This window comes from Bifidobacterium merycicum DSM 6492 (genome assembly GCF_900129045.1).
Lineage (GTDB): Bacteria > Actinomycetota > Actinomycetes > Actinomycetales > Bifidobacteriaceae > Bifidobacterium > Bifidobacterium merycicum.
In genome coordinates, this window is sequence record NZ_FQTX01000001.1 from 212,883 (window position 1) to 226,074 (window position 13,192).

Genomic DNA, 13,192 nt, shown 5'->3' on the forward strand with positions numbered 1-13,192 from the left:
CAAGGGTATTGACCAAGGGTATTGACATGGCGGCGCGATGCTGGTAAAGCATTGACACCGCGTGGCTCACGCACAGGTGCCGTTGTGAATGGACTGCGCGATCTGGTCGCTCTGCGCGTCCATCGCATACGCGGCCAAACCCTGCTGACTGCCAGCGATGCGCTCGCGGCTGGCACCGAGGAACTGCACCGCATACGAATTGGTCACCGCCTCCGTCCGGTTCGCGGCGATCTCAGGCTCTGTGGTGCCGCATACGATCATGATCGAACGATGCGCCAGCTCATGCTTCGTGTAATCGACCAGCAGCGGGCTGCTTTCCACCATGGGCCACTCCGGGTGCGTGGTCAGCATGTTCACCTCGTTGCGGCTGGCTTGCGAGCCGCCACAGAAGAAGCCGATCACCATGTCGGCGTTGTCGTCTCCGTTGTCGTCAGCGCCGGGGCAGCCGTATACGCTGGTCTGTTTGACCTGCACGCCCAAGGTGGACGCCACCGATTGCGCCGTGCCCAGCCACCCGGCGGCATCCATCGCGCCCGCTTCGGTCGGCACGGCAATCTGCGCCGCGTTCGTCTCGCCCGCATGCACGGCGGCTATGGAATCCGCCACCTGTTGGCGCACCCGCTGCTCCAGGTTGTACAGGCTTTTCAGATCATCGAGATGCTCCTGCAAGGTCTGGTATGAACGCTGCTTGCCATAGCGGGAAACGAGTTCGTTGATGGCGGCTGGGTCGTCGACCTGTACCATCCAATGCCCGCCATCGGTGCGGAAATCGTTGGCGAAACTGGTTTCCATGGCGTCGATAAGCGCGGCTGTTTGCGTTTGCATGGTATTCGCGGCGTTGTTGAGCCTGTCGACGGTGCTCAGCAGGGTGGTTCGCGGGGTGAAGACGAACTGGGCGAATGGCGAATCCGAAGTGAAACGCGTGAGACTGGCGCTCGCGGCCAACTGGTCATAATCGGCAACGGCTCGGCGAGTGGATGTGATGGCGCTTTGGAAATCGTTGGCGTGCATGGCGCCTTGCGCGAAATCCATACTTGCCGCTGCGGTGGCGCGTGTGGATTTCGCGGATTCGATCACGGTGCGAATGTCTGCCAGCTCGCCGCTGGAAATCTGCCCGCGACCGGCAATGCCAATGCCTCCGGCCACGATCAGCAGCGCGATGAGAATCCTCGCCGCAATGCGCGAACCACGTCGGTTGGCATCGTAGAACATCATCATGTGCCGATCTCTCTTTCACGGTATTGCCTTGAGATTGTATTCCCTCGGAGCGCCTGTGGTTGCCCAGTCTAGCCCAGACCGTTCTTTGCCCTTGCCGTCGCATCGTTTCTGCGGCCGTGCGGTTTCATGGGGATTCACGACAGGATGGGCCGTTTCTTGTCGCAAATTGCCGATACATGTCATGTTTCATTGCGTTTTGCGACATGATGGATATCAACACCGGTTGGCGAAGGCGGAAGAAGACGGAAGTCGATTCCCGTACCACCACCGGCCGCGCATCGTTTTCGAAGGAGAAGCCATGGATATGATCCAGGCCATGAGGGCCCGCCATACGGTCCGCCAATACCTTGGTAAGCCGATTCCCGCACATGTGGTGGAGCAGCTTGAGGAGCGGCTCGAAACCGATAACCGGGAATACGGCATCGCCATAAGCCTGATGACGGAGGATTCGAGTGCGCTGGGTCTGTCGGCCAAGCTGGTGCGGGCCAAGGGCGTGCGCAATTACTTTATGGTGTCGGGTAACGCCGGTGGCGATGATGGCATCGATCTTGACTATCGCCTGGGGTATGTCGGCGCTGACCTCATGCTGTATGCGCAGACGCTGGGGCTGAACACATGGTGGGTGGGCGGCACCTATAACCGCAAGGCTGTGGCCAGGATGGCGCAGGGCGATCACACGATTGGAATCATCACGGTGGGTTATGGTGTCGTTCAGGGCGAGCCGCACCGTTCCAAGCGCCCCGATGAGGTAAGCAAATACGATGGCGCTGTGGTGCCAGACTGGTTCAGCAATGGCGTGAACGCCGCACTGCTCGCACCGACCGGTCTCAACCGGCAGCCGTTCATGATAACTGGAAGCGGGAATCGCGTCACCATCTCGTCCGCTTCGGGTATGCCGTTCGCAGGCGTCGACGTAGGTCTTGCTGCCTGTCATTTCGAGCTTGGAGCTGGCAGTCGGAATTTCGACTGGCGGCGATAATCAATAAGTGTCTTTGGTGTGCGAATATTTGTGTGATGCCTGATACGCTGGGTAGGTAATCATCTTGTCAGATAAGAAAAGGCGAAGGAGCCGGGATGGGCAACTATGGGGAGAGTGGGGGAAACTCAAGCGGTTCCGATGTGGAGGAACTCGTTAATGAGTTGAGTTTTCGCGTGGGCAATGTGGAAGATCAAGTGTCGGATTTGGAGGAAGACGTCGAACAGGTGCATGTCTCATTGGATGACCTTGCGCGTCGAATGAGTAACTATCAGTTCTCGATGTGGATTCAGTCAGAAGAGGGAAAAGAATATCGTGCTTGGAAAGATAAGTGGGAGCCGATTCTGGTTACATTCAAATCATTGAGAAAGGTGGCGGAATCCGATCGTTGTGAATATGCCCGATCCCAAACGATCAAGGCGGGGTTTAAGGCGAAACCGGATTGGAGGCAGTATCGCGCTCAGGAGAAGAACCCGATCATGCGGTTCCTTGGTCAGGGAGGAATGAAGGCGAAATTCGATCACGATATCGAGGAGTGGCAGCGGATCTATGACGAAGCCATAAAGCCGCTTCCTCACGCGTCGAAATTCGTAAAAGGCGGTCCTCGAATCGTCAAAGCGATCGAGGATGCCTTTAAGGATATTGACTCATATATCGAGTCAGGGGATTATGCAGAGATACGTTCGGTGATTCAGCGACCGCTGAGGGGGATTGAATATCTGTATGATGCCGAGGTTCCTGGTGAGCTTCCGGGAGTCGCTGAATGGCTGAAGGAGAACGAAAAAGAGGCTTAAGTCGGGGCCTTGGACGCGCAACGGAAAAGGAATGGGTGTTTCCTGTTTCACCGGTTTGGGTTGCGCGTTTCCATATCGGCGGATGCGGAATATCTGCATGCAAGGTTATGCAAACCTTCGCATAACGAGGATGTTGCCTGTCCGATAGGTGTACTTTGGTTGGACTGTGCCTATTTTCTGATGGTACGTTTTCTATGGGAGAAGTCGTCGCCGGGGATGAAGGACCAAAAGATGCAAACGCTGTCAGATGTAGTTCGCGACGTTGCGAAGAAAGAGGGGCTATCGCGAGATGGCAGAAAGGAAGGTCCTTTTCGAGGTCTGATGTCTCGCTGGCGGAGAAGGGAATCTGGAATCGAGCTGTTGCGTATTCTGGCCATGCTGATGATAGTAGGCCATCATTGCGCAACGCATGCTTCCATTCAATTGGACATTCTTCCTCCCTCCGCTTTTCGTTTCTTCATGCTCATGCAGATTCCATTTGGGAAAATCGGTGTTGCGTTGTTCTTCATGATTTCGGCTTGGTTCCTATGCGAAGCGGAAGATCCTAAGCTTAGGCAGTCGTTGAGAAGAATCTGGAATTTAGAGCGAGAAGTTTTATTCTACAGTATTTCCATATTTATACTTTGTTCTTTATTGGATGTTCAATCATCATTGACGAATGAAACCGTGGTGTTCTCGTCGTTGTTTCCTATAGCGTCGGGGAACTGGTGGTATTTGACGGCATATGTGATGTTTCTTCTTCTATATCCTTTTCTCACTATAGGTTTTAAGAAGATAGGATATAAACGTCATGGAATTATCTGTTTGATATTTCTTGTGGCATGGGGATTGATATACGGAATGACTGGCCTGGGAAATATGAATTTCTCAAATTATAGCTTCGTGTATTTCGTGTATTTGTATATTTTGATCTCATTTTATCGATGGTATATGAAGCCGCTGTCCACAAAAGCGGCAATGCTGTTCTGCGGTGTCGGGACGCTGTTTGTGGTGCTTAATGTTGCTATTCGCGACTATGTTCCAATGGATTTGGGATTCATCGAAAATGTCGATCATAATCGGCTTTTTCTATGTTCCGAGGGTAAGGCCCCCATTGTATTGGTTTCCTTTGGCCTGTTGATTCTCTTTTCGCGTTGGAATTTCTGCAGCACGTTCATTAATGCGGTATCTTCCGCAACGTTTGGCGTGTATCTGATTCATGAACATTTTAGTCTTCGTGATTATCTGTGGAGCGATGAACTATACCCCTTCTCCAAATTAATCGTGTCAGATCATGCTATTTTATCTTGCATTGCGATTATAGTTCTTATCTTTATTGGATGCATTGTTATCGATATTGTTCGACAGATTTGTTTCGTGATATGCGTTGATAGAAAAGCCGATATGTTATTTGACATGTTGTGTAATGACATATCATCCAGTTCTCGCATTCGCCGGATTAAGAAAAGATTTGTAGATAAATATTTAAGGGAGAACGTAGATGAGCCGGACGACAACGAAAACTGAGGAATCCGTCAGGCGTGTGCCTGGTAAGGCGTGTCGGCGTGATGGTTCTCCGCAAAGAGAAGAAAAGGAAGCGGGCGTAGAACGTTTTTTGCGGTCTCTTCCGGTGTTCGTCGGTACGCATCGCACCGCTATCCATAGTGCGGTGTTCATCGTTTATCTTGCCGTGGTCGTTACGGTCATGTGCTTCCACGAGCCATGGTTCGATGAGGCGCAGGCGTGGCTCATCGCCCGAGACTGTTCGTGGAGGGAGCTCCTGACGGTCCGTACACATTACGAAGGCCATCCGCCGTTGTGGTGGATGTTGCTTGCCGTTCCCGCAAAGCTTGGCATGCCATACGAGTGGGGCCTCAAAGGCGTGCAGCTACTGACTGCGGCATTGATGATCTGGTTGTTGGAATTCAGGACGAAGCTGCCCGAGATTCTGAAGGTCATCATGCCGTTCTCGTATTTTCTGTGCTACCAGTATGGTGTCACTTCGCGCCCATATGCACTGATGATTGCCGCCATGTTCTTGGTTGCGATTAACTGGAAGAATCGCGATGAGAAGCCGTGGCCGGTTGTGCTGAGCATGATGCTGCTGTGCCTCACCAGCTCGTACGGCATCGTGATTGCCGGTTTGTTTTCAGTGCTGTGGGTGTTCGATTTCATTCGTTCCGACAAATCCCTGTTTTTGAATAAAGGCAGATTCTTTGCCTTGCTTGCTCTTTTGGTTTTGGCGATTTGCCTTATATATGCCATTCGCCCGATTGACGGAACATCGACCGGTGCCATTGGCGAATCCGATGATGACATCAACTCGCCCGCGATTCGATACCTATACATATGGCTGCTTCTTCCATCTGAGACGATGTTCACGTCATATACCGGCGATTCCTCCTTGGAAACGGTGGATCTGTCCGCCGGAGCATTTCTCTATGCTGCGGCGATTTCGATCATGGTCTGGTGCGTTATCGGTTGGATATGTCGTAGACGAAATATGTTGAGGCTATTGCTGGTTCCATACGTTGTTCTCAGCGTGATCTTCATGATGTATTTCTCGATGCATCATGAAGGCATTATTCTTGGATATTTTCTGATGATTCTGACTATTGCATGTGATGTAAAAGAATTGGGTATGGCGGATGTGCCTCGACAACTGTTGAAAGCTGAGAAGGATGTTGCGGAGAAAATAGGCAATTCAAAATTCCTCTGGTATAAGGCAATGCTTTGTTGCGCCGGATTTGTCGGTCATGTTCATAGGCGTGTACTGGAACGTAAGCGCTTGTGCGTGCGACATCAAGTATGACTACAGTTCCAGTCGTTATGTGGCAAGTTTCATCAAAGACAATGATCTTGAAAAATATAAGTGGATGAGTGGATGGTCGCGAATCACTGAGGGGCAGGCAAACGCCAAGGTGAAACAAATGATTCGATCCGGTGAATGGTATTGCGCCGGTGAGGAATGTGTTGACTTCACTCCTTGGATTGAAGGCACGCTACTTATCTCCAATCCGTACTTCAAATCAAATCTCATAGGAAATTCATATGAAAATCAGACGTATCTCTCGTGGGAGTGGATGAAGGATCCTCAGCGCGCCCGGAAGGACATCGAGCGATGGCGATCCTCTGAGGAACCTGAATTCTACAGCACCATCTATCAGCCTTTTTATTTCTCGGATCTTGGTTATAAAAGAAACGATTATATCAAATTCCATGTTGGAACGCGCATTACACCCTGGAAAGATTCAAGAACGAAGAAAGATACGGATATCTACATCCGTAAGGATATCTATCGTGGTGTGTTGCATTCGCCAGATGCCGGCATCAAATGGTCGGATGGCAGCAAGATCAAGTAGTGCAAAGATGGAAGCCGTGTGACGGTTCGTTTCGTTTTCGCGGCGAATTGATTCACTCGACATGTGAGGATGGGCAGGAATGGCATGAATGACCGCAACCGGGGTTCCGTAGGTGGTTTTTGCGTTCCGTAGATGGTCGGTGCCGGAAAGCGGTTACGGAATCCGCTTTATCAGGCCGTTTTTATGTCTTGGTTCCGGAGGCAACCGCCTACGGAACCTCAAAACCCCCTACCGAACTCGCCAGAGAGGGGAGTGACCCGTCTCATCCCTCAATTCGATCGGCTGTTGCCGTCGTTCGCTCTGATCGGATTGCTCAAAACAGAAGGGTGTGAAGCCGTTTGTCTGCTTCACACCCTTGGGGCGGTTACGGAAGAAAGAAAAGCGTCTCCGGATTCAGGCTCGGCCGCTTCTAGAACACGGACCGGGCGCCGGCCATCTTTTCGAATTCCTCAAGCACCTGCACCTTGGCGAGGGCATCCTCGTATTTCACGGTGCCCTTGTTCACCAGGCGCGCCAGATCCTGGTCAAGCGTGTGCATGCCTTCCTTTTCGCCGGATTGCAGCACCGTGCGGATCTGATGGGCTTTGCCGCCGCGGATCAGTGCCGCCACGGCCGGGGTGTTGAGCATCACTTCGGTGGCGGGCACTCGGCCATGCCCGCTGGCGCGGGGGAGTAGGGTCTGCACGACCACGGCGCGCAGTGTGGATGCCACCTGCACGCGGATCTGCTGCTGCTGGTTCTCCGGGTATACGTCGATCAGACGGTCCACGGTGGAGCCTGCGTCCTGCGTGTGCAGGGTGGCGAATACCAGGTGGCCGGTTTCCACTGCGGTCAATGCGGTGGAGATGGTCTCCAGGTCTCGAAGCTCACCTACTTCGATGATGTCAGGGTCTTCGCGCAGCGCTCGCTTCAGCGCTTCGGCGAAGCTTTTCGTGTCGGTGCCCACTTCGCGCTGGCTCATTACGCAGCGCTTGTGCTGGTGCACGAATTCGATCGGGTCTTCGATGGTGATGATGTGGTCGGCGCGTTCCGCGTTCGCCTTGTCTACGATCGCGGCCAAGGTGGTCGACTTTCCGGAGCCGGTCGGGCCGCATACGAGCACCAGTCCGCGCGGCAGCATGGCCAGGTCGGCGATGCGCGGGTCGAGGTCGAGCTGCTTCGCGGTTTTGATTTCGGTGGGGATGGTTCGTAGAGCGGCGCAGATGCCCAGGCGGTCGCGGTATACATTTACGCGGAAGCGTAGCAGGTCGCCGATGGAGAATGAGATGTCGAGTTCCAGGTCGTCTTTGAAGCGTTCGAGTTCCAGATCGTTGGTCATGGTCTGCACGGCGGCGAAGGTGTGGTCTTTGTTCCACACGCTCAGGCCTTTGGCGGGCTGGAGTTTGCCGTCCACGCGCAGCATGGGAGGGTCGTTGATCACCAGGTGCAGATCGGAGGCGTTCAATTCCACGAGCTGGCGGATGGCGGCTACGAACTCGTCGTCTGCGTCGGGGTGTTCGGCGCGTAGGGTTTCCTCTACGAGCCGGGCTTTTTCCAGCCGTTGCGGCGGGATGGCGTCTTTGTCGGAGCCGGTGGTTTCCGGCACTACGAAATCGGTGACGGGCAGCGGTGAGGGAATGCTGTTCAATGGGATTTTCGGTGTTGTGTCGGTGTCGCGCGTGAATTCGGGGTCGAGTTCGGGCATGCGCGCCGTCAATGGCTCGTCTTGTTGCTCTTCGAACGTGTTTTCGGGCATGGTGTAATAGCCTTCGACCGGCGTCATGGAGGGTTTTTGGGTTTCGGGGAATGACGCGGGGCGCTGTACGGGCGTGGAGGGGGCCGGTTTGGAGAACCAGGGTTTGGTGTGGCGTTTGTTGCCGTCGCCGTGTGCTGTGGCATCGACTTGGCTCGGGGCGGACTGGCGTGGGGTCGGCTGGTGCTGGGCGGCTGCGGGCGAGGCTGCGGTTGCGCCGTTGGCTTTCCTGTGTTCGTCTTCGTTGCCGCGTGCCGTCTGATTGGCATTGTCGGTGTTCTCTGCGTTCTCTGCGTCGTCGCCTTCGGCTTTCGGGGCCGGTTTTGCCGGGACGATCGATTCGACGGTCATTTGCACGGCTGGTTTGCCGTTCAGTGATTCGAAGATGCCCATCATGTCGGATGCGTTGGCTCGCAACGCGTCTTCGGTTGAGCCGTGGCGACCGCGTTTGTGCGATTCGTTGAGCGAGGGGGCGGTGCCGGGAATGGTCACGCCTTTCAACCCGGCCAGATATGAGCCATTGTCCGAATCCCACTCGGCCTGCTCTGCCGCATCAGTCATGTGTTGTCCTTAATCTCGATTGCTTTCTTCGTTGAAAATCTTGGGGGAGCGGTGCCCCGGCGCATTGGCCGTTGGGCGGCCGCCCGATGAGCGCGGGTACAGTGTGCATGAACGTGCATGAACGTGTATGAACATGTATGAACGTGTGCCGTGCCGCCGGTCACAACCACGAAATCGGTGGCACGGCATTGTCCACACTGTCACACGGTGACGCGCAGCACCTCGTCCACGGAGGTGATGCCTTCCAGCACCTTCTGCCAGCCGTCGTCACGCAGACTGGTCATGCCTGCGGCCTCGGCCGCGGCCTGAATATCCAGCGAGGTGGCGCCCTTGGCGATCATGTCCTCCATTGTCGCGTCCACGCCCATCACCTGCTGGATGGCCACGCGCCCGCGATACCCGGTGTTGGAGCATTCGCGGCACCCCACGGGGCGGTACACGGTTGGCAACGGGTCGCCCGGCTTGTATGGCACGCCCATCAGCCTGAGTTCCACCGGTGTGGCCTGGTCGGCTTTGCAGCATTTCTTGCATAGGCGTCGTGCCAGTCGTTGTGCCATCACGGCGGCCAGCGACGAGCTCACTAGGAACGGTTCCACGCCCATCTCCGTCAAACGGGTTACGGCGCTCGGCGCATCGTTGGTGTGCAGGGTGGAAAGCACCAAATGGCCGGTCAGCGAGGCCTCGATGGCGATGTTCGCCGTTTCGGCGTCACGGATCTCGCCGATGAGCACCACATCGGGGTCGGCTCGCAGGATGGAACGCAGTGCCGCGGCGAAGGTCATGCCGGCCTTGTTGTTCACCTGCACCTGGTTGATGCCCCTCATGCGAAATTCCACAGGGTCTTCGACGGTGATGATGTTGATCTCCGGCTTGGCCACGTCGCCCAGTGTGGCGTACAGGGTGGTGGATTTACCCGAACCGGTCGGACCGGTGACCAGCACCATGCCGTATGGGCGCGAATACGCTTTGGAATACACTTCGAAGTTGCGTTTGCTGAAGTTCAGATCCGCCACCTTCAGGTTGCCTGCCGGGGTGCTGAGGATTCGCATGACGATTTTCTCGCCCCACACGGTCGGCAGTGCGGCCACACGCAGATCGACCTTCTCGCCGTTGTGCTTGACGGTGATGCGGCCGTCCTGTGGCTTGCGGCGCTCGCCGATGTCCATGTCGGACATCACCTTGATGCGGCTGATCACGCCGGCGGTCATGGCGCGGGGTGCCCGCTGGAACACGTGCAGTACGCCGTCGATGCGGTAGCGGACGAGCAGGCCGTCCTCCTGCGGTTCGATGTGGATATCGGAGCAGTGGTCGTCGATGGCCTGGTTGATGAGCAGGGTGACGAATCGTGCGACGGGCGATGACGCTTCGGCATCGTCCTTTTCGAGGTCGATTTCCTTTTTGGCGGTGACGGCGACCTCATGCGAGATCTCGTCGAGCTCGGCGTTAGCGCGCAGGTGTCGGTTGATGGATTCCTGCACTTGGGATGGCATGGCCACCATGGCGATGACGGGCATGCCGGTGATGGCGGAGACGTCGTCGATGGCGGAGAAGTTCTTCGGGTCGGCCATGGCGACGGTGAGTCGCCCGTTGATGATGGACAGCGGCAGCAGGTTGTTGCGGCGGCACAGGTCATCGGGCACGAGTTTCATCACGCTGTCGTCGATCTGGTATTCGTTGAGGTCCACGAAGGGGAAGCTCAGGCTTTGCGCCAGGGCCAGCGCCTTGGCGCGTTCGGTTTCCTCGTCCATTTCCTCGTCGCCGGCTTCGGGCATTTCCGGTTTGGGCAGCGTCATGTTTTCGGCGGCGTGCCGTGGCATGGCTCCGGTGGGCGTCGGTGCGAACACCTGTGGGATGTCGCCGGTGCTGACGTGCGGCGCGGTGTCGTCTTCGTCTTTGTTTTTCCGTCTGAAATTGAACAGAGCTCCTGCGGCGTCACTCATGCTCATGACTCCTCCTCCCCGCCCCGCACGCCACTGTGGGGCTTGTTCGTCCGCGGTTTCAGAGCTTCCGTGCTTGCCGGAGCCGCGGACTGTAACGTATGCAAAAAAATTGCAGACTTTCGTAGTCATTGTAAAGGATGAATCTGGAAAAATCTAATACAGCACGGTTTGTGAGACGTCTTCTGTCCTGAAAACGTTGGCACGGTATCGTGGTATAGTCAAGCAAAGAGTGATAATGCGTGGTTGTGTTGTCAGGTCTTATGATCGCGTGCCCACTGATGGGCGGGCGTCGGCGTGGAAGGGCTGAATATGGGGCGCAGAAGAGGCGTCGGCTTCCCGCAGGAAGGCGGGGCCGAAGGCGTGATGCTGGCTGGGCGCATGCCGAAACGAGGCATGCCGAAACGTGGCGAACGGGGTTTCACGTTGGTGGAGACCATTGTGGCCGTGCTGGTGCTGAGCCTGGTCGGCTTGGCGGCGGCGCAGTTCGCGGTGACGGCGATTCGCACATCGTACGCGCAGCAGATGCGTTCCACCGCCGTCTCGCTGGGCGACGATGGTGTGGAGCGCGTGCAGGCGCAGATCGCCTCGGTGAATTCCGACTCGTATTTCGACGAGCTGACCAAAGGCATGGGCGAGTCCAGAGTGGACGACGCCTATACGGCATTGCAGAAGGCCGGTGCCTTCACTTCCAACGGCGCCGTCACCACGCAACTGAAGGATCTGGGCTGGGCCGCCACGGCCGACTCCTCCGATACATACATCCATCCGGCTCGTACCACTACCGGCAAGGATTTCAAGCAGTCCGAGTTCATGGTGTATACGGTGGTGGAGAAGGCCTACCGGCTTTCCGGCACCATGCAGGTCAAGACGGCCAGCGCATGGGGGCTTCCCAATCACGGCCTGGACTATGTGAACGGCGGCGACGCCTCGGGTGATGTGTGGACGCCCACCAAGCCGGTCACCAAGGCGTTCAAGTCCGGTTCCACCAGCACCTATGTTCCTGTGATCCGCGTGGTTGTGGGCGTGACCTGGCCGGATAACCTGACCAAGAACAAGACCTGCATCTACACCACGTCCATGGTGCTTGACGTGAATGCCGACTGGAAGCTGATTGTGTGATCGGTGCCATGATGCCGGAGCAAAAGCCAAGCCGTCAGGCGTGTGAAGGAAACGGGGGAGCGGTGACGATGAATAGGGAATGCGAAGCGGGTGTGAGCGGTGTTGTGCGCCGGATGCGGCGTGGGCTTCGGGCAGGCTGTGGCGCTGGTCGGCGTACCGTATTCCCCGCGCGGCGGGGCGAGCGTGGCGTGAGCATGGTGGAGTTGATGGTGGCGTTGTTCATCTTCATGATGATTTCCGGCATCTTCCTCACGTCCATCATCCAGTTCCTGCACACCACCACCACGGATGCGATCCGCACCAGGTCGGCGTCCGAGATCGCCACGGCCACGCAGCGCATCGACCGGTATGTGCGCTATGCCTCCGCCATGGAATACGATGATGCGGCGCAGCGGGTCACCATGCTTATGTCGGGCGAGACCGCCGGCAAGCAGCGCTGCGTGGTGCTGCAATACGATGAGGCCGCGTGGGCGAACGGCACGGTGAACACCTATGGCAAGCTGGTGCTTAAGACCAAGGATGCCGGGGCGGCTTCGTGGAGTTCGAATGTGGTGCTCGGCTCGCTGATGAACCATTCGTCGAGCAGTGGTGTCACGTCGGACGATTCCTTGTTCGGCGCGCAGATGTTCAGCCTGGACGGCACGAAGAAGGTGCTGACCTTCTCGCCGGTGGCCGGCTCGTATTCGGGCGGCAAGCCGATCACTTCGAATGTGACTACCACGTTCACCGCACGTAATGTGAAGGCCACGAACCCCACGCCGGATTTTTCGGTGTGCAGCTGAGCGGTGTGGGCCGGGCCGTGGGCCGGGCCGTGTGCACTGTGGGCAAGTTCTCGGCTGTAGTGCCCGGAGCGTTTTCGGGGCCCTGTGTCTGCCGCTGGCTGGTGGCGGGCGCGGGGCCTGTTGCTGCCACACGTGCCGGGTGCGGCTGGTTGAGGAGCTTGATATATAGGTATGCCGCATATGGAGAGGTGTATGGCGGAGGCGGCGATGGCGTGCGACACGCGGGATTCATGATGTGGACACATGGTGCAGAGGGGATTTTCGGGGAGCCGGCAGGCTGGCGGAAGCGGCGATGGTCATGGATTTGTTTTTGTGTTTTCATAAACATAAACGGCGTTAACGTTTTGTGGCCGTGGCGCAGACCTTGTAACGACGGGGGTTGCGACGGGGGTATGCGTGCGAAAAAGCGGAGTGCGTGATCGGTAATGCATTAGTTGATGAAATAAAGTAAAGATTCTGTAATACCATCGTTTGCAGGAATTAAACGAGTTAATCGACAGATGTGGTGCAAATATTGGGTTTCTTGGTTTGACAACGGTTGCGGAACGACGTACAGTAGGAGCCATCAGTTCACAAGACTGAGGCGTTGCCCATAAGGGCAGGGCAAGGTGCCGGAAGTCCGCAGATGGGCGTTCGGCAACAGGAGATTGGTTGCGATTCCAATAGGTATTCCGTGGGGGAAGCACTGGTTGGAAATGTCTGTTGTGTGGGACATGAGGTTGCAGCCAC

General features: G+C 56.3%; 10 protein-coding genes. 7 read left to right on the forward strand and 3 right to left on the reverse strand.

The window, feature by feature from the left end:
- Window positions 1–66: 66 nt before the first annotated feature.
- The gene (locus tag BUB29_RS00875; protein WP_051915008.1) at window positions 67–1,218 is read right to left on the reverse strand and encodes a hypothetical protein; all 1,152 of its coding nucleotides are present in this window, start codon (window positions 1,216–1,218) and stop codon (window positions 67–69) included.
- A gap of 298 nt (window positions 1,219–1,516) precedes the next feature.
- On the opposite strand from BUB29_RS00875, the gene BUB29_RS00880 reads away from it, so the two are divergent.
- From BUB29_RS00880 to BUB29_RS00900, 5 genes are all read left to right on the forward strand, one after another.
- Entirely contained in the window at window positions 1,517–2,197 is a 681-nt protein-coding gene (locus BUB29_RS00880; protein ID WP_033523612.1) for a nitroreductase family protein, read from the forward strand.
- Window positions 2,198–2,292: 95 nt separating this feature from the next.
- Window positions 2,293–2,988, forward strand: coding sequence for a hypothetical protein (locus BUB29_RS00885; protein ID WP_033523611.1), 696 nt, complete (start codon window positions 2,293–2,295; stop codon window positions 2,986–2,988).
- Between the two features lie 231 nt (window positions 2,989–3,219).
- Window positions 3,220–4,494 (forward strand): acyltransferase, encoded by a 1,275-nt coding sequence (locus BUB29_RS00890; protein WP_159430601.1) that lies wholly within the window; start codon window positions 3,220–3,222, stop codon window positions 4,492–4,494.
- A complete protein-coding gene (locus BUB29_RS00895) occupies window positions 4,469–5,779 on the forward strand; it encodes a hypothetical protein (protein ID WP_143155109.1) in 1,311 nt (436 codons plus the stop codon). Before BUB29_RS00890 ends, BUB29_RS00895 begins: the two co-directional genes overlap by 26 nt.
- 19 nt (window positions 5,780–5,798) lie before the next feature.
- The gene (locus BUB29_RS00900) at window positions 5,799–6,329 is read left to right on the forward strand and encodes a hypothetical protein (RefSeq protein WP_143155110.1); all 531 of its coding nucleotides are present in this window, start codon (window positions 5,799–5,801) and stop codon (window positions 6,327–6,329) included.
- A gap of 409 nt (window positions 6,330–6,738) precedes the next feature.
- On the opposite strand, the gene BUB29_RS09985 is transcribed toward BUB29_RS00900, so the two are convergent.
- The gene (locus tag BUB29_RS09985; protein ID WP_033523609.1) at window positions 6,739–8,622 is read right to left on the reverse strand and encodes a type IV pilus twitching motility protein PilT; all 1,884 of its coding nucleotides are present in this window, start codon (window positions 8,620–8,622) and stop codon (window positions 6,739–6,741) included.
- A gap of 200 nt (window positions 8,623–8,822) precedes the next feature.
- Window positions 8,823–10,568 (reverse strand): GspE/PulE family protein, encoded by a 1,746-nt coding sequence (locus BUB29_RS00910; protein ID WP_033523608.1) that lies wholly within the window; start codon window positions 10,566–10,568, stop codon window positions 8,823–8,825.
- 303 nt (window positions 10,569–10,871) lie between these two features.
- Here BUB29_RS00910 and BUB29_RS00915 point away from each other — a divergent pair, with 303 nt between their 5' ends.
- Both BUB29_RS00915 and BUB29_RS00920 read left to right on the forward strand, forming a co-directional pair.
- Window positions 10,872–11,681: a type IV pilus modification PilV family protein gene (locus tag BUB29_RS00915; protein WP_033523607.1), complete on the forward strand. Its 810-nt coding sequence runs from the start codon at window positions 10,872–10,874 to the stop codon at window positions 11,679–11,681.
- A 113-nt stretch (window positions 11,682–11,794) separates the two neighbouring features.
- A complete protein-coding gene (locus BUB29_RS00920) occupies window positions 11,795–12,463 on the forward strand; it encodes a PilW family protein (RefSeq protein ID WP_143155126.1) in 669 nt (222 codons plus the stop codon).
- The last annotated feature ends 729 nt before the right edge of the window (window positions 12,464–13,192 follow it).